Below are 16332 nucleotides of genomic sequence, written 5' to 3' on the forward strand. Positions count from 1 at the left end.
ATGCAGAGGCTGCCGGAAACTGCCGCAAGCCGCCGACGGCCGTTGTCCGGCATTTCAGACGGCATTTGCGGGATGCCGTCTGAAGGTCAATCTTTGTCGTAATCGATGTGCTTGTTGTGTATGCTTTTTTTGCTTTTCTGCAATTGCAGGCTGGCAGCATCGCCCAAGCGCAGGGCAAGTCCGATGGCGAGAATGTCGATGACGGCAAGCTGCAAGAGGCGGGAAACCATGGGCGTGTAGAGTTCGGCGTTTTCCTGTGTGGCAACGCTCAACACGCAGTCGGCAAGTTGCGCCAGAGGCGAATCGTTGCGGGTCAGTGCGATGACGGACGCGCCGTTTTCTTTGGCAATGCTGACCGCATCCAAAAGTTCGATAGACGAACCCGTGTTGGAAATGGCAACCAAAACATCCTGATCACTCAAAACGGATGCCGCCATCAGCTGCGTGTGCGTATCGACATAGGCGACCGTGGACATTCCGAAACGGAAAAACTTGTGCTGCGCGTCCTGCGCGACGATACCGGAATTGCCGACACCGTAAAACTCGACGCGGCGGGCGTGCATCAGTGTGGCAATGGCGTTTTCCAGCTCCGACTCTTTCAGGAAGCGGCGTTCGCCCAGCAGCGAGGCGGCGGCATTGCCCAATACTTTCTCGACCACGCTTGCCATATCGTCGTCGGCGTTGAGTTCTTCGTGGACATAGGGCATACCCTCATGACCGATGCTGGCGGACAACGCGAGCTTGAACTCGGGCAGTCCTTTATAACCGAGGCTGCGGCAGAATCGGATGACGGTCGGCTGGCTGACGGACGCACGTTCGGCAATTTCGGCAACGGCGGCATGGACGAACCATTTGGGTTCCGCCAATGCACATTCGGCGACTTTGCGTTCCGCACCGGAAAGGTTTGCCAGTGATTCGCTGATTTTGCTTAACATAATGATATGCCCTTCGATAATGCAGCCCCGCTGCAAGGAGCCGCTGTGGTTAAACGTTTCTCAAATGGTTGTCGAGAGCCGCAGCCGCACCGGAAATTCCGGGAAACTCGCTCAAGACGACATACACGGGAATCGCGGCAAGATATGCTTCAAACCTGCCCTTGTTCTCGAAACGGCTGCGGAACGGGGAAGTTTTGAAGTATTCCAACACGCGGGGAATAATGCCGCCGCACAGGTACACGCCGCCGCGCGCGCCCAGCGTCAGGGCGAGGTTGGAAGCAACCGTGCCGAGCATGGCGCAGAAGATGTCTAAAGTCTGACGGCACAAAGGCGACGTGCCGCTCAAAGCCTTTTCCGTGATTTCAGACGGCATCAGTTTGGCGGGTTTCGCTTTCTGTTTTGCAGCCAAAGCCTCGTAAACCAAGCTCAAGCCCGCGCCGCTCAAAAAGCGTTCGGCGGAAACATGGCCGTATTTGTTTTTGGCGTACTGCCAAATCAGCACTTCCATATCGTCAAACGGCGGGAAACTGGTATGCCCGCCCTCGCCCGCCAAAGCCACCCAGCCTGCGGGGCTGTGCACCAATCCGCTCACGCCCAGGCCGGTACCGGGGCCGATAACGGCTTTTGGGGCAAATTCGACAGGTTTTTGCCCGCCTACCTGCATCAGGTCTTTGCTTGAAGTCTGCGTTACCGCCAATGCCTGCGCGGTAAAGTCGTTCAACAGAATCAACGTTTCAAAACCCAAAGCCTGACGGGTGGTTTCGATGGAGAATGCCCAGTGGTGGTTGGTCATCTGCACCCAGTCGCCTAAAATCGGGTTGGCGATGGCAAATGCCGCGTGCAGCACGCCTGTTGCACCGCTTTGCTTCAGGTAGGCGCGCACCGCGTCGGTAACCGTGTCGTATTCCTTACACGGCAGGACGGCGACTTTCTCAATCACGCACGGCGCGGTTTCCAGCGCAAAGCGTGCATTCGTACCGCCGATGTCGGCGACCAGTCGGGGATATCCGGCTTGTTTATTCGGCGTAGAAGACATGGCATTTCACTCCTTGGCGGTTCAATACGAAGCTGATCGGATATTCGCGGTTTTCGCCTTGTGCGGCTTGGTCGAATACGGCTTTTTTCTCCGCGCCCTGAATCGCCAAAAAGATATTTTGCGTCCGGGCGATTGCGCCCAAGGTCATACTGACGCGTTCGTGCGGCGCGGTAACGGGCGTGGTATGTACCAACGCGACACCTGCCAAACCGTCGATTGCTGTCTGAAACTGCGGAGCTTTCGGGAAAATCGAAGCCGTATGCCCGTCGTTGCCCATACCCAAAACCAAAACATCGGGCTGCTTGTAATGTTTCAGTGCATAACCGGCAACAGCATCGGGATGTAATTCGGTTTCAGTTTTTCCGTCTTCCACCATAGGAATCCACATTGCCGCTTCCGCTTTGTTCTTCAACAGGTATTCGCGCACCAGACCGGTATTGCTGTCGGCGTGGTCTGTCGGCACGACGCGCTCGTCAACCAAAGTAACGCCCACTTTGCCCCAGTCCAAATCTTTTTGCGACAAGGCGTTGAAAAACGCAATCGGCGAACGTCCGCCGGAGACTGCCAACACCGCACTGCCTTTTTCATCCAGCGCGCCCTGCAAAGCATCCGCCACTGCGTCAGCCAAAGACTGCGCCGCTTCTGCCGCATTTTCGTATTCGTGCCAAACAAACATATTTGTGTCCTTTTTTTATTTCAGACAGCATATTCCGTTATGGAAACGGGTTGAGCAATATGCCGGCCGAACAGTTGTTTATGCTTTTGATACCAAATATCGGGACTGCTTTTTACTGCTTTACTTGCGTTCAGACGGCATTTCAAATCCCATGCCGTCTGAACGCATTATTGCATTACTGCTCTTCGTGCCACTTGTGTCCGTCGCGCGCCAACAGTTCGCGGGCGGCTTCGGGCCCCCAAGAGTGTGCGCCGTAACCGTGCGGCGGCGTGGTATTGCCTGCCCAGTTTTCCAAAATCGGCATCACATATTCCCAAGCGGCTTCGAGTTCGTCGCGGCGGTTGAACAAAGCGAGTTTGCCGTTAATCACATCCAACAGCAGGCGTTCGTAAGCTTCCGCGCGGCGGCCTTCCAATGCTTTTCCCAAATCGGTTGCCAGCGGCACGGTTTCGACCTTATTGCCAGCACCCGGGGTTTTCATCTGCGTATAGAGGCGCACGGATTCATGCGGTTGCAACTCGATAACGAGCCGGTTGGGCGCGGTGCGGCTGCCTTCAAAAATATGGCTGTTCAAATCTTTGAAGTTCAAAACGATTTCCGCCACTTTGCCCGCCATGCGCTTGCCTGTACGCAGGTAAAAGGGAACGCCCTTCCAGCGTTCGTTTTCGATTTCGGCTTTAATGGCGACGTAGGTTTCGGTAAAGCTGTCTTGCGGAACGTTGATTTCCTCAAGATAACCGTTCATGCCTTTGGCGGCGGTATATTGTCCGCGCACGACGTTTTCATTGACAGATTCGACGGTCAGCGGCTTCAATGACTTGATGACTTTGACTTTTTCGTCGCGCACCGCGTCGGCATCCAAACTGGCGGGGGCTTCCATCGCAGTCATGCACAGCATCTGCATCAAATGGTTTTGCACCATATCGCGCAACGCGCCGGTAATGTCGTAAAACTCGCCGCGCTCTTCCACACCGAGCTGTTCGGCAATGGTCAGCTGCACGCTTTCAATATATTTGTTGTTCCACAGCGGCTCGAACATCACGTTGGCAAAACGCAGCGCCAGCAGGTTTTGCAGGCTTTCTTTGCCAAGGTAGTGGTCGATGCGGTAAATTTGCCCTTCTTTGAAATAACGCGCCACATCGGTATTGATTTGTTGGGAAGAAGCCAAATCCGTACCCAGCGGTTTTTCCAAAACCACGCGCACATTGTCGGCATTCAAACCGATCGCAGCAAGGTTCTCGCAGGCTTGCGCGAAGAATTTGGGCGCGGTGGACAGATAAATGACGACGTTGTCGGTTTCTTTGCACGCTTTGACCAAATCGCCCAAAGCGGCAAAATCGTCCGGCTGCGTAACATCGACTTTGAGATATGCGAGACGTTCGACAAACGATGCCCAAGCCTCATCGGAAAAATTTTCTTTCACATGGATTTTGGAACTGGTTTCCACCTTCGCCAGAAAACCTTCTGTATCCAACTCGCTGCGGCTGACCCCCAAAATACGCCCTTCGGGATGAAGCAGACCGGCCACGTGCGCCTGATACAGGCAGGGCAACAGCTTGCGCATCGCCAAATCGCCGGTCGCACCGAACAACACCAAATCAAAATTTGTTTGTGTACTCATCGTATTATCTCGTCAGGAAAGAATTTTTCGATGCCGTCTGAAACCTGCTTTTCCCATCACGCTGCATCACAATATCGGAAACAAAGGCAGGCGGCATAATGAGTAGTAATACTACACACCGCTACACTTTTTGTCTATTCCCATTTTTACAATTTATTTGACTTAGTCCAAAAATCGGGCAGGTTTCCCCTATTCCGTTACAACAATCGGAAGATTCTGCGATTTAAATCAAATTTCTTTTCAATGCCTGATTTTTTTGTAACAAAATTACAAATTTTGTACTATAATAGCACCCGCTTCCCACTTTCAGACGGCATATCTTTTAAAACACTCCCCGTCTGAATACCCGATACAAAAATCAGAAACGCACAAACAAATCCCCAATACCACCCCGTTCCGACAGGAGACCGACCGTGAACACTACTCCTATTCACCCTAAACTCGCCGAGATTACCGAACGCATCATCGAGCGCAGCCGCCCGACGCGTGAAAAATATCTGGCGAAAATCCGTAGTGCCAAACAGATGGGACGCTTAGAGCGCAACCAACTTGGCTGCAGCAATTTGGCGCACGGCTACGCCTCTATGCCCAAAAGCATCAAAATCGAAATGCTTCAGGACACCGTCCCCAACTTAGGCATCATCACCGCCTACAACGATATGGTTTCCGCACACCAGCCGTTTAAAGACTTCCCTGACCAAATCAAAGACGAAGCGCAGAAAAACGGCGCAACCGCACAAGTCGCCGGCGGTACGCCCGCCATGTGCGACGGTATTACCCAAGGCTACGCCGGTATGGAATTGTCGCTGTTTTCCCGCGACGTGATTGCGATGAGTACCGCCGTCGGGCTGTCCCACCAAATGTTTGACGGCGGCCTGTTTATGGGTGTGTGCGACAAAATCGTGCCGGGTTTGATGATCGGTGCGTTGTCTTTCGGCCATATTCCGGGCATCTTCGTTCCGGCAGGCCCAATGTCCAGCGGCATCGGCAACAAAGAAAAAGCCCGCACCCGCCAGCTTTTCGCCGAAGGCAAAGTCGGCCGTGATGCCCTGCTTGAAAGCGAAATGGGTTCCTACCACAGCCCGGGTACTTGTACCTTCTACGGCACCGCCAACTCCAACCAAATGATGATGGAAATGATGGGTGTACACCTGCCTGCCGCCGCCTTCGTCCACCCTTACACCGACCTGCGCGAAGCCCTGACCCGCTACGCTGCCGGACACCTCGCGCGCGGCATCAAAAACGGCACGATTAAACCTTTGGGCGAAATGTTGACCGAAAAATCCTTCATCAACGCCCTGATTGGTTTGATGGCAACCGGCGGCTCGACCAACCACACCATGCACCTCGTCGCCATGGCGCGTGCCGCAGGCGTAATTTTGAACTGGGACGACTTCGACGAAATTTCTTCCATCATCCCGCTGCTCATCCGTGTGTACCCCAACGGCAAGGCCGACGTGAACCACTTTACCGCTGCCGGCGGCCTGCCTTTCGTTATCCGCGAATTGCTGGACGCAGGCCTGTTGCACGACGATGTCGATACCGTCGTCGGACACGGTATGCGCCACTACACCAAAGAGCCTTTCCTCATCAACGGCAAACTTGAATGGCGCGAAGCCCCTGAAACCAGCGGCAACGACGACATCCTGCGCAAAGCCGACAACCCATTCTCCCCAGACGGCGGTCTGCGCCTGATGAAGGGCAACATCGGTCGCGGCGTGATTAAAGTGTCCGCCGTGCGCGAAGGCTGCCGTATTATCGAAGCGCCCGCCATCGTGTTCAACGACCAACGCGAAGTGTTGGCCGCATTTGAACGCGGCGAATTGGAACGCGATTTCGTCTGCGTCGTCCGCTACCAAGGCCCGCGTGCCAACGGTATGCCCGAGTTGCACAAACTGACCCCGCCTTTGGGCATCCTGCAAGACCGCGGCTTCAAAGTGGCGCTGCTGACCGACGGTCGTATGTCCGGCGCGTCCGGCAAAGTGCCTGCGTCCATCCACATGACGCCCGAAGCCCTGATGGGCGGCAACATCGCCAAAATCCGTACCGGCGACCTGATCCGCTTCGACTCCGTTACCGGCGAACTCAATGTCCTAATTGACGAAGCCGAATGGAACGCCCGCGAAGTCGAACACATCGACTTGAGCGCGAACCAACAAGGCTGCGGCCGCGAACTCTTCGCCAACTTCCGCAGCATGACCAGCAGCGCAGAAACCGGTGCCATGAGCTTCGGCGGCGAATTTGCCTGATGTCCGTTTCAGACGGCCTTCGTGAATAGAAGGTCGTCTGAAAAATTATTGAAGCTGTTTAAACGGATCAGACGCAGCGTGGGCTTTGCCCGCGAATAAGCAACGTCTCCCATTTTACAAAAAGGCCGTCTGAAAACTTAGCCCCTTCCCGTTTGACCTCAACAAAAATGCCCCTATCCCACTTGGAGAACTGAAATGTCCAAACTGACCCCACGCGAAATCCTGACCGCCGGCGCAGTTGTGCCTGTGATGGCGATTGACGACTTAAGCACCGCCGTCGATTTGTCCCACGCCCTTGTCGAAGGCGGCATCCCCACCCTCGAAATCACCCTGCGTACCCCCGTCGGACTCGATGCCATCCGCCTGATTGCCAAAGAAGTGCCCAACGCCATCGTCGGCGCAGGTACGGTTACCAACCCTGAACAACTCAAAGCCGTCGAAGACGCAGGCGCGGTTTTCGCCATCAGCCCGGGTCTGCACGAATCCCTCGCCAAAGCCAGCCACAACAGCGGCATCCCCCTGATTCCCGGCGTTGCCACCCCGGGCGAAGTCCAACTGGCTTTGGAACACGGCATCGACACCCTCAAACTCTTCCCTGCCGAAGTCGTTGGCGGCAAAGCCATGCTCAAAGCCCTGTACGGCCCTTACGCCGACGTGCGCTTCTGCCCGACCGGCGGCATCAGTCTCGCCACCGCGCCCGATTACTTGGCATTGCCCAACGTCCTGTGCGTCGGCGGCTCATGGCTGACGCCGAAAGAAGCCGTGAAAAACAAAGACTGGGACACCATCACCCGCCTCGCCAAAGAAGCGGCGGCATTGAAACCCAAAGCCTGAACCGCATCGTAAAAATGCCGTCTGAAGCCCTTTCCTGTTTCAGACGGCATTTTGCCGCCTGGCGGCGCAGTCGGCATACACGGCAGCACTTCCTCGGCACACCGTCCCCTAAAATGCCCATCCATCTCCCGCATAATGCGAAGGACGCGCGATGTGCGGAAACATATAACAAAAAAATAATTATAATATACTTATCAATTAGTTAGAGAAATCTCCCTATCGGTAAAATACCGTGATGAACGGCTGAAACTAACAAATTAGCCGTCGTTAAAAAACGCTTAGAGACCTTTGCAAAATTCCTTTTCTTCAAACAGCCGACATCCAACCACAGGTTTTTCGGATATTTTCGTTTCAAATAACCGCCGTTCCCACCAAAATACCCCATTAATCCCCCTTAAATACCTGATTGATCAGGAACAGCCCGTTTTACACGGCTGAAAAATGCCGTCTGAAACACGTTCAGACGGCATCCGGTTAAAAAACAACTGATTCAACGCCGATTAATCCGCTTCCAAAACCACTTTCATCGCTTGGTTTTCGGCGGCGTGTTTGAACACGTCGTAGGCTTTTTCCAATTCGCTGAATTTGAAACGGTGGGTCAGCATTTTGGTGTAATCCACTGAACTGCTGGAAATAGCTTTCATCAGCATTTCGGTGGTGTTGGCATTGACCAGGCCGGTTGTAATGGCGAGGTTTTTAATCCAAAGTTTTTCCAGTTTGAAATCAACGGATTGACCGTGTACACCGACAACGGCGATATGACCGCCCGGTTTCACGATGTCTTGGCACATATTCCAAGTCGCAGGGATACCGACCGCTTCAATCGCGCAGTCCACACCGTCTTCGCCGACGATAGCGGCAACTTGCTTGCCCACATCACCGGAAGCTGGGCTGACGGTATGGGTCGCGCCCAACTCTTTTGCCAGTTTCAAACGGTTTTCGTCCATATCGCAAACGATGATGGCGGCAGGACTGTACAGTTGCGCGGTCAACAGGGCGGACATACCTACAGGACCGGCTCCGGCGATGAACACGGTATCGCCAGGTTTCACATCGCCGTATTGCACGCCGATTTCGTGGGCGGTCGGCAAAGCGTCGCTCAACAGCAGGGCGACTTCTTCGTTGACGTTGTCGGGCAGCGGCACGAGGCTGTTGTCGGCATAAGGCGTCCGGACGTATTCGGCCTGCGTGCCGTCAATCATATAGCCCAAAATCCAGCCGCCGTTGCGGCAGTGCGAATAAAGTTGGATTTTGCAGTTGTCGCAAGTGCAGCATTTGCTGACGCATGAAATAATGACTTTATCGCCGACTTTGATGTTTTTTACAGCCTCGCCTACTTCTTCTACAATACCGATGCCCTCATGACCGAGGATACGGCCGTCGGCGACTTCGGGGTTTTTGCCTTTCCAAATACCCAAGTCGGTACCGCAAATCGTGGTTTTGACGATTTTCACCACCGCATCGGTCGGATCGATAATCTGCGGGCGGGGTTTTTCTTCAAAACGGATGTCGTTTGCGCCGTGATAAACCATTGCTTTCATAATGATACTCCTTGCTTGTTGATAGATAATTTCAATACCGCAATAAAGTCTCTTTATGTGATTTATATACCCGTACACGAAATAAGTCAACAAGAATTATTTTTAAATGTTATACCGTAACATACTGTTTCCCATATAAATAAACCAACCGATTGATATTAATGAACACACCCATCCCCTTCTCCGAACAGCTCATCCGCTGGCAAAAACAATACGGCAGGCACAACCTGCCTTGGCAGGTCAAAAACCCTTATTGCGTCTGGCTTTCCGAAATCATGCTCCAGCAAACGCAAGTCGCTACCGTGTTGGACTACTATCCGCGTTTCTTGGAAAAATTCCCGACCGTACAGGCACTTGCCGCCGCACCGCAAGACGAAGTGTTGTCGCTGTGGGCGGGCTTGGGTTATTACAGCCGCGCGCGCAACCTGCACAAAGCCGCGCAACAAGTCGTCGGGCAGTTCGGCGGCACGTTTCCGTCGGAGCGCAAAGACTTGGAAACCCTCTGCGGCGTAGGCAGAAGCACCGCCGCCGCCATTTCTGCCTTTGCCTTCAACCGCCGCGAAACCATTTTGGACGGCAACGTCAAACGCGTGCTCTGCCGCGTGTTCGCCCGCGACGGCAATCCGCAGGACAAAAAATTTGAAAACTCGCTTTGGATGCTTGCCGAAAGTCTGATGCCGTCTGAAAACGCCGATATGCCCGCCTACACGCAAGGTTTGATGGACTTGGGCGCAACCGTGTGCAAACGGACAAAACCCTTGTGCCACCAATGCCCGATGGCGGACATCTGCGAAGCGAAAAAGCAAAACCGCACCGCCGAGCTGCCGCGCAAAAAAACCGCCTCCGAAGTGCAAACCCTGCCGCTTTACTGGCTGATTGTCCGCAACCGGGACGGCGCAATCTTGCTGGAAAAACGCCCCGCCAAAGGCATTTGGGGCGGACTGTATTGCGTGCCGTGTTTTGAAAGTTTGAACGGGCTTTCCGACTTTGCCGCCAAATTCTCCCTGACCGTGGCAGATATGGACGAACAGACCGCCCTGACCCACCGCCTGACGCACCGGCTGCTGATGATTACGCCGTTTGAAGGGCAAATGCCGTCTGAAAGCCCTTCAGACGGCATTTGGATAAAGCCGACGCATTTGAAAGATTACGGCCTGCCTAAGCCTTTGGAAATTTATTTAAACAGTAAAAAGTTTGGGGCTGTATTAGATAGAGAATGAAGCACATCAAGAAAAATCTCGGCATTTTCTGAGAAAAAACTTTGGCAATTTATTGCATTATTTGCAACTCCCTTGCACTTTTATAAAAGCGACGATAACCGTCGCTTTTGTTTTACCGGTTGCAGATAACCAGTTCGCCGCTGGTTTTTTGCGTTTTTTCCCGACCAACGGAATAGATAAGCTCAAGGCGGGTGGTTCGGAAATCTTTGAATAACTCTCTAATATCGGGATGGTCATTAATGGACATCATTACTTTGCCTTTGCTCTCAGCCATCGATTTCGCCAATAGTTCGTATTGCATCCAATCAAAAGAACGGTCATATCCTGCTGTTTGCCAATACGGTGGGTCTGCGTAGAAGAAGGTATGTTCACGGTCGTAGCGTTTAAAGCACCGTTCCCACGGTTCGTTTTCAACGAATACACCGTTCAGTCTGGTTTTGGCAGCGGTCAGTTTTGCTTTGACTTGAGAGGCGTCCCATGCTTTAGATGTAGTTGCTGTACCGAAATGCTGTTGGACGGTTTTGCCGCCGAAGGCATTGTGCCGGAGGTAGAAGAACCGTGCAGCACGTTGGATGTCTGTCATGCAATCCGGCGGGGTGCTTTGCGGTCGGGAGAAGACTTCACGGCTCATCGGCATCCACTCGAACTGTCTGACAAACTCATCAAAATGATGCTGAACGACGCGGTAGAGGTTGACAAGCTGTCCGTCGATATCGTTAAGTACCCCTACTTTGGCAGGTTTCGGACGAAGGAAAAAGAGTGCCGCTCCACCTGTAAACAGTTCGACATAACAGGAATGTTCGGGGAACAGCGTTTTTTACATCATATATATACTCCTAAATTAAGGCATTCAAAAGATGCTTAAAAACAAGTTTAATATGATGCCCGGCGGCATTTTGACGATTTTTAATCAGTTGAAGGTATTGATGTTTTTGCAGCGCAGTTCGCGGCAGTTTTGCATTTGCACCCACTCCAATTTTGGATAGGATGCCCGAGTCTCTAGAGACTAAGGCGGCCTAGAAGTCAATGCAGGGTTCTCTGCTTGGCTGGCGTACCGGTGTTCCCGCACCGGTACGTCGCCGTCCCACTTTAATATTTTTTATCCTCCTTTATTGATGTTATTTCCATCAGTTGCTCTGTATCATTTGATAATTGGCAATTTCTTTTTCCACTCGCTCGAACAGGGCAATATCGCCGGTTTCCGATGCGTATCTGCCGACCCTCATCCATTCGTCGATTTGGGTCTGACAAAATTGAGAGGGTGTCATACAGCCTCCCTTCGGAATATTGCCGCCAAATCCCCGGGCGAGAACCGCCAACCTTCGGTTATTCCCATTACCGTCGCACAAAACTCGCTACAGAACCAGCGGTTTTTGCTCTGAGTCAGACGGAATACCGTCCCAACTGCTCCCATCCAGTCGTAACGGCAACCGCGTGTCTGAGCATATAGGCAGACAACCGAACTGTGCGCGGATGGCGGCAGCGGAATCAAATCCCACTTGTCAGACGGCAGCGGCATCACTTTCATACGTACACCGCCGTCGCGCCCACTGGCGGAATAACAGGCATAAGAAGAGGCGCAGTATGTAGGGAGCCGCACGGCGATTTCGCAGTGACTGTACTGACTGCGGGTTATAGTACGTATCAGCCAATCCTCAAACCTCGCACGTATTCCGCACGCCTTTCCTTTGTAAAGTGCCAGATAAACCTCCGCCATCATTCAGCCTCAGCTTTCAGGTCGATGACGAGCGATATATCAGCCAATTCATCAAGATTTGCCGCGGCGTTGATTTTGTCTTCCGCCGCCTGCCTCAAGCCTGCAACATGCGCGGTCAACCGCTCGAATTTAAGTGTTTTTTCATAAGCTTTTTGCCTTAAAGCAGCGGGCGATACGCCTCGAGAAGCGGCAATAGCGTCAAGCGTCGGCGTTGCAGCATTCTGGTCGGCATGCCATACCTTCGCCTCAAATGCCTGCGTTGTCCAAGTCGCCACCTCAAATTCGGGTACTTTGTCCAAGCCTGCCGCACGGTCGATATAGGATTGCGCGGCGCGATTGATTTCCGCCAGTTTTTCAGACTTCGCCTGTTGCAGCATTTTCTTTTTGGCAGTCGGTTTCAGCACCCAGCTGCCGCCGTCCCATTCGTGGTATTCGGACGGGCGCGGCGGTGAAACGGCCAGATCGTCGGACACGATGCAGCCGGAATTGAGGGCGGCGAGCAGCGCGGCGTGTTGTTCGGGGCTTACGGGACGCGCGCCCTCGGGTGCTTGTTCGGGGGTGTCCGCGTCGTAAAAGGCGCGGTCTTTGTAGTAAATGGTCATTGGTTTTCCTTTTCTGTATTTACATTTTGATTTTTTGCCGCTTATAATGTAACGACAAAATACGCTGTAAGCTGCAATGAAGATTGAATTTGACTCCAAAAAAAATCAACGCAATATCGAAGAGCGGAATTTGCCCTTTGAATTAGTCGGGCAAATACGCTGGACAACGGCCGTTATTGTGCCCGATGTCCGCTTTGATTACCCCGAACCGCGTTATGTTGCCGCTGCTTATCTGGGCGATACGCAACGCCTGCACATTGTCTGTTTTACGCCGATAAAAGACGGTATCCGTGTCATCAGTTTTCGCAAAGCGAATAAAAGAGAGGTTAAAAAATATGCAACGTCAATCCTTAATAAACGCTGACGGCGAAGTGCGGGAACTTGCTGCCGAAGATTTTGCGCTTGCCCGCCCCATTGCCGAAACCCTGCCCGAAGACTTGGCACAGGTGCTTTTTTCCCATCAAAAACAATTGGAAGAAAAGGGCGTAATGCAAAAACGAAACACAGGCAAAACCCCGAAACAACTCGTTACCATACGCCTGTCCGCCGATGTGGTCGAAAAATTCCGCGACGGCGGCAAGGGCTGGCAGACGCGCATCAACGAGGTTTTGCGCCAATATGTCGCCCAATTGAAATAACGGGGACGGCCGCTGCTTATCGGGCGCGCCCGACTGTCCTTTCCCGCGCGGTTTCGGCCGTGCAGTTTTTTTTGCCGATGCCGTACCCTGCGGGCAGGCTTCGCACTCTGAAGGGGTCGGCGGGGGTTTGCGCGGTTGTTCCTTGCTTTCGTTATTCCAGCCCTTTTGTTCGTCATTCCCGCGAAGGCGGGAATCCAGGGCATTCGGTTTCAGCCCTATCCGACAGATTCCCGCCGTACCGGGGTTTCTGGATTCCCGCTTTCGCGGGAATGACGGGGTCGGCGGTTTCGGGCTTTCGGATTCCCGCTTGCGCCTTCCCTTGTTATTCCCGTTTGCCGATTGTCGGCGGGTCGGCAATGCCGTACCCTGCGGGCAGGCTTCGTACTCTGAAGGGGTCGGCGGGGGTTTGCGCGCTTGTTCCCGCCTTTCGTTATTCCTGCTCTCGTTGTTCCTGCTTTCGTTATTCCAGCCCTTTTGTTCGTCATTCCCGCCACCTTTCCGTCATTCCCGCGCAGGTGGGAATCTAGGACGTTCGGTTTCGGTTTCTTCCGATAAACCACCTTAACGTTGTGGGTCTGGATTCCCGCCTGCGCGGGAATGACGGAAAGGGGGCGGGAATGACGAAAGGGGGGCGGGAATGGCGGCGGCGGGGTTTCAGACGGCATCGCTGTCGGCGGCGGGGTTGGCGGATTGGCGGGATTGGCGGGCTGAAGCCCACCCTACAGCCCACCCTACAGCCCGACTACAGCCTGCCGCGCGTCCTTATGTCCGCCAACGTCCTTTCAATCTCCCTTCGTGTTTCTTCGTCGATTTCAGGTATTCCGGGGACTGTCGGGGTGGGGCTGGCGGCGTTTCCCGTACCGGCTTTGCCGATGGCCATCCAGTCGCAACTGCCTTCGTACCAGTTGGTGATGATGGCGGAGGCGTGGTTTTTGGCGCGGATAAACAGCCAGTTGTATTGCCTTTCGCCGTTGGCGCGTCCCGAATGGCGTTCGGACACGAAGCAGCGGACGTTGCCGTCGGCAAAGGCGATGGGGAAGACGACTTCGTTTTCTATGGGGCCGCCGCCTCTTGTAAACCTGTAGCTGCCGGTCTGTATCATTGTGCCGTCGGGGAATCTGACAATATCCACGCCGCCGATGGTTTGGCGTGTGAATTGCGCGGCAACGGCGGCGCTGATTTTTTCGTCCAGCCCTTGGATTTGGGCGGCGGTGTGGGTGTGGGCGCGGTCGGCTTTGTCTTGCAAACCCTGCGCCAGCGTGCCCGCGTCCAGCGCGCCGGCGTTGACGGTTTCGCCGTGGGACTTTATCCAGAACACGGCTTCGCCCAAGGTGTCGGCGGCTTTGATGCACAGTTTCAAAACCAGTGCTTTGGGGCGGTTTTCGTCGGCGGTGGGGACGACGCGGGATGCGTCGAATGTGAGGGCGGACGGGCGGTCGTTGCCGCCGTCGCCTGCGTCGTATGTCCAGTTTTTGCGGGCTTTGTCGATGCCGAACGCGCCCTCGGGGACGGCGGTGTCGAAGAGTTGCTCGGTGCTTCTGTTGCCGCTGTCGATTTTGCCGGTGATGTTGCGGATTGCGTCTTCCTGCACCTGTCCGACTGCCAAGCCGTTGCCCGCGTTGCGGATAAAGCGGTCTTCCGCCTGCGGGACGTTTCGGATGCTGCCGTATTGGGCAACCAGCAGGCGATAAAGTTCGGGATACGCCGATTCGGTTACACGCTCTCGGATGTCGTCAAACGAGAGCCAGCCCGTCGGGATTCGGTCGGACGGAAACCACGCGGTGATGCCGATGTCGGTACGGCTCAAATCGGGCAGGCGGTTGCTGTTGCCCAAGGCGCGGTAGAGGTCGGGGAAGGTGTTTTGCGCAAAGGTCGCGCCGTCGGCTTTGAGATAGCCGGCGGGGTTTTGTACGGCTTTGGGAAAAGATACGATCGCGCCGACGGGGATGCCGTCCGAATTGAGTTTTTTCCATGCGGACCAGTTGTCGTTCGCGCTGCTGGTCTGGTGGCGTTCGTACACGTCGGACGTGTAGGCGGGATAACCCAACTGGCGGCACCAGCCGGGTTGCGTACCGGCGATGACTTGGATATGGCAGGCGGTGTTTTCAACGGGCAGGTTCGAGCTGCCGACTGCTGTCGGCAGGGAATAGATGCCGTCTGTTTTGAGGGTGTTCAAGTCGCCCCTGAATGTTTCGACTTTGAAATTGCCGATGCCGTATCCGGACAGGGTGTTCGGTTTGCCTTCGATGTCTTCGCCAAAACTCGGTTTGTTGGCTTTGTGGAAGATGTCGTAGTTGTTGTAGGAAATGCGGTTTTGCGTGCTGTGCAGGCGGAGGGTGTCGTCGCCGAAGACGATGTGGGCGTTGTCGTTATCCGCGCCGATGTAGGCTTTGTAGCCGCCGTTCCAGTGCGTCGGGTTGGCGGATAAATGGATGCCGCTTTTGAATTGGGTTTGGGCGGTAAAGGTTTTTTGTCCGTTGACGGTTTGGTCGCCGGAGAGGGAGACTTTGCCTTCCGATGCCGTCTGAAGGGCTTCGGTTTGGTTTTTGAGCCAGAGGGTGCGGTTGGCCAATTGTTTTGCCTGACGGTTGTCGATGCCGTCCGGCCCGCCCATCACGGGGTCGGAGGTTTCTAATTGGTAAATGCCTGTTTCCCATTGTGCTGTTTCGTTCAAATTTGCCATTATGCAGTTCCTCGGTTAAATGTTCCGTCTCTCGATGCCCGTCCGTTATGCCGGACGGCGGCGTGCCGGTAATTCAATGCCGCCAATACGCATCGTGCAGGCGCGAAGGCTTGCAGGGTATGCCGCAGCAAAGCCGCCTGATCGTTGGTTAGCGCGCCGTTCATGGTGATACGGTAATGCGCCCAGTGGTCGGACCGTCCGTGCGCGTAGGTTCCGTCCCGCCTGATTTCGCCGTTGTGTTCCTTATTGCCCAAGCCTTCGGTGATTTCGACTTCTCCGAAACCGAGCCGCCGTACGATTTCGCGTATCGCCCGCGGCGTGCCTTTCATACGGTGCAGCCGATACGCGCCCTTAATCAGCTTGCGGCGCGTCTGGTCGCTTTCAGCTAACCAGTAGCCGTCCGCACCTAAAATGCTGCGGCCCTCCGCCAGCAGTGCCAAGTGTTCTGGAGCAACCAAATCTACCAGCCTCGGCAGTAGTCTGACAGCATCGGCCTCATCCATCCTCAAGCCTAAATCCGCCAACATTTTGTAACGTCGGTCGTGTTCGATAACGGATGCGTAGGAGAGTTTTGCCATTG

General features: G+C 54.3%; 15 protein-coding genes and 1 pseudogene. 5 read left to right on the forward strand and 11 right to left on the reverse strand.

Going from position 1 to position 16332, the window contains the following annotated elements; genetic code table 11:
* Positions 1-86: 86 nt before the first annotated feature.
* From hexR to zwf, 4 genes are all read right to left on the reverse strand, one after another.
* Positions 87-935 carry a DNA-binding transcriptional regulator HexR gene (gene hexR, locus Q9J80_RS05220; protein ID WP_002213148.1) on the reverse strand — a complete coding sequence of 283 codons (849 nt, stop codon included), beginning with the start codon at positions 933-935 and terminating at the stop codon, positions 87-89.
* A 49-nt stretch (positions 936-984) separates the two neighbouring features.
* Positions 985-1971: a glucokinase gene (locus Q9J80_RS05225; protein WP_301673366.1), complete on the reverse strand. Its 987-nt coding sequence runs from the start codon at positions 1969-1971 to the stop codon at positions 985-987.
* The gene (gene pgl, locus Q9J80_RS05230) at positions 1952-2647 is read right to left on the reverse strand and encodes a 6-phosphogluconolactonase (protein WP_301673367.1); all 696 of its coding nucleotides are present in this window, start codon (positions 2645-2647) and stop codon (positions 1952-1954) included. Before pgl ends, Q9J80_RS05225 begins: the two co-directional genes overlap by 20 nt.
* Before the next feature lie 175 nt (positions 2648-2822).
* Positions 2823-4268 (reverse strand): glucose-6-phosphate dehydrogenase, encoded by a 1446-nt coding sequence (zwf, locus tag Q9J80_RS05235; protein WP_301673368.1) that lies wholly within the window; start codon positions 4266-4268, stop codon positions 2823-2825.
* 413 nt (positions 4269-4681) lie between these two features.
* On the opposite strand from zwf, the gene edd reads away from it, so the two are divergent.
* Both edd and Q9J80_RS05245 read left to right on the forward strand, forming a co-directional pair.
* Positions 4682-6517, forward strand: a complete 1836-nt coding sequence (gene edd / locus Q9J80_RS05240; RefSeq protein WP_304672787.1) for a phosphogluconate dehydratase — start codon at positions 4682-4684, stop codon at positions 6515-6517.
* A gap of 195 nt (positions 6518-6712) precedes the next feature.
* Positions 6713-7351, forward strand: a complete 639-nt coding sequence (locus Q9J80_RS05245; protein WP_003757978.1) for a bifunctional 4-hydroxy-2-oxoglutarate aldolase/2-dehydro-3-deoxy-phosphogluconate aldolase — start codon at positions 6713-6715, stop codon at positions 7349-7351.
* A gap of 500 nt (positions 7352-7851) precedes the next feature.
* On the opposite strand, the gene Q9J80_RS05250 is transcribed toward Q9J80_RS05245, so the two are convergent.
* A complete protein-coding gene (locus Q9J80_RS05250; RefSeq protein WP_301673371.1) occupies positions 7852-8892 on the reverse strand; it encodes a zinc-dependent alcohol dehydrogenase family protein in 1041 nt (346 codons plus the stop codon).
* Positions 8893-9053: 161 nt separating this feature from the next.
* Here Q9J80_RS05250 and mutY point away from each other — a divergent pair, with 161 nt between their 5' ends.
* Entirely contained in the window at positions 9054-10112 is a 1059-nt protein-coding gene (gene mutY, locus Q9J80_RS05255) for an A/G-specific adenine glycosylase (protein ID WP_304671574.1), read from the forward strand.
* A gap of 112 nt (positions 10113-10224) precedes the next feature.
* On the opposite strand, the gene Q9J80_RS05260 is transcribed toward mutY, so the two are convergent.
* The 4 genes from Q9J80_RS05260 to Q9J80_RS05275 all read right to left on the reverse strand — a co-directional run bounded on the left by Q9J80_RS05260 (position 10225) and on the right by Q9J80_RS05275 (position 12431).
* Entirely contained in the window at positions 10225-10923 is a 699-nt protein-coding gene (locus Q9J80_RS05260; RefSeq protein WP_304672793.1) for a DNA adenine methylase, read from the reverse strand.
* A 316-nt stretch (positions 10924-11239) separates the two neighbouring features.
* Positions 11240-11380 carry a hypothetical protein gene (locus tag Q9J80_RS05265; protein WP_301669961.1) on the reverse strand — a complete coding sequence of 47 codons (141 nt, stop codon included), beginning with the start codon at positions 11378-11380 and terminating at the stop codon, positions 11240-11242.
* A complete protein-coding gene (locus Q9J80_RS05270; RefSeq protein ID WP_301673379.1) occupies positions 11377-11829 on the reverse strand; it encodes a hypothetical protein in 453 nt (150 codons plus the stop codon). The genes Q9J80_RS05265 and Q9J80_RS05270 overlap by 4 nt, the downstream gene beginning before the upstream one ends.
* Positions 11829-12431: a phage tail protein gene (locus Q9J80_RS05275; RefSeq protein ID WP_301670014.1), complete on the reverse strand. Its 603-nt coding sequence runs from the start codon at positions 12429-12431 to the stop codon at positions 11829-11831. The genes Q9J80_RS05270 and Q9J80_RS05275 overlap by 1 nt, the downstream gene beginning before the upstream one ends.
* A 76-nt stretch (positions 12432-12507) precedes the next feature.
* Between Q9J80_RS05275 and Q9J80_RS05280 the strand changes: the two genes are divergently transcribed.
* Positions 12508-12795: a BrnT family toxin gene (locus Q9J80_RS05280; RefSeq protein ID WP_301673373.1), complete on the forward strand. Its 288-nt coding sequence runs from the start codon at positions 12508-12510 to the stop codon at positions 12793-12795.
* The gene (locus Q9J80_RS05285) at positions 12767-13069 is read left to right on the forward strand and encodes a BrnA antitoxin family protein (protein WP_301670016.1); all 303 of its coding nucleotides are present in this window, start codon (positions 12767-12769) and stop codon (positions 13067-13069) included. Before Q9J80_RS05280 ends, Q9J80_RS05285 begins: the two co-directional genes overlap by 29 nt.
* A 742-nt stretch (positions 13070-13811) precedes the next feature.
* Here Q9J80_RS05285 and Q9J80_RS05290 read toward each other — a convergent pair.
* Together Q9J80_RS05290 and Q9J80_RS05295 are read right to left on the reverse strand one after the other, a co-directional pair.
* Positions 13812-15575 (reverse strand): annotated as a pseudogene (locus Q9J80_RS05290) (tail fiber protein); the annotation flags it as partial.
* 176 nt (positions 15576-15751) lie between these two features.
* Complete coding sequence (locus Q9J80_RS05295) at positions 15752-16330, reverse strand: phage tail protein (protein WP_301673778.1); 579 nt, start codon at positions 16328-16330, stop codon at positions 15752-15754.
* Positions 16331-16332: the final 2 nt, after the last annotated feature.

This window comes from Neisseria blantyrii, from assembly GCF_962747855.1.
GTDB classification, from domain to species: Bacteria; Pseudomonadota; Gammaproteobacteria; order Burkholderiales; family Neisseriaceae; genus Neisseria; species Neisseria viridiae.

What these genes read in the sequence shown, in the direction of transcription:
- Q9J80_RS05295 (WP_301673778.1), bottom strand. Translation starts at nt 16,330, where the DNA reads ATGGCAAAACTCTCCTACGCATCCGTTATCGAACACGACCGACGTTAC.
- mutY (WP_304671574.1), top strand. Translation starts at nt 9,054, where the DNA reads ATGAACACACCCATCCCCTTCTCCGAACAGCTCATCCGCTGGCAAAAA.
- Q9J80_RS05285 (WP_301670016.1), top strand. Translation starts at nt 12,767, where the DNA reads ATGCAACGTCAATCCTTAATAAACGCTGACGGCGAAGTGCGGGAACTT.
- Q9J80_RS05250 (WP_301673371.1), bottom strand. Translation starts at nt 8,892, where the DNA reads ATGAAAGCAATGGTTTATCACGGCGCAAACGACATCCGTTTTGAAGAA.
- Q9J80_RS05265 (WP_301669961.1), bottom strand. Translation starts at nt 11,380, where the DNA reads ATGACACCCTCTCAATTTTGTCAGACCCAAATCGACGAATGGATGAGG.
- zwf (WP_301673368.1), bottom strand. Translation starts at nt 4,268, where the DNA reads ATGAGTACACAAACAAATTTTGATTTGGTGTTGTTCGGTGCGACCGGC.
- hexR (WP_002213148.1), bottom strand. Translation starts at nt 935, where the DNA reads ATGTTAAGCAAAATCAGCGAATCACTGGCAAACCTTTCCGGTGCGGAA.
- Q9J80_RS05245 (WP_003757978.1), top strand. Translation starts at nt 6,713, where the DNA reads ATGTCCAAACTGACCCCACGCGAAATCCTGACCGCCGGCGCAGTTGTG.
- Q9J80_RS05270 (WP_301673379.1), bottom strand. Translation starts at nt 11,829, where the DNA reads ATGGCGGAGGTTTATCTGGCACTTTACAAAGGAAAGGCGTGCGGAATA.
- Q9J80_RS05280 (WP_301673373.1), top strand. Translation starts at nt 12,508, where the DNA reads ATGAAGATTGAATTTGACTCCAAAAAAAATCAACGCAATATCGAAGAG.
- Q9J80_RS05275 (WP_301670014.1), bottom strand. Translation starts at nt 12,431, where the DNA reads ATGACCATTTACTACAAAGACCGCGCCTTTTACGACGCGGACACCCCC.
- Q9J80_RS05225 (WP_301673366.1), bottom strand. Translation starts at nt 1,971, where the DNA reads ATGTCTTCTACGCCGAATAAACAAGCCGGATATCCCCGACTGGTCGCC.
- pgl (WP_301673367.1), bottom strand. Translation starts at nt 2,647, where the DNA reads ATGTTTGTTTGGCACGAATACGAAAATGCGGCAGAAGCGGCGCAGTCT.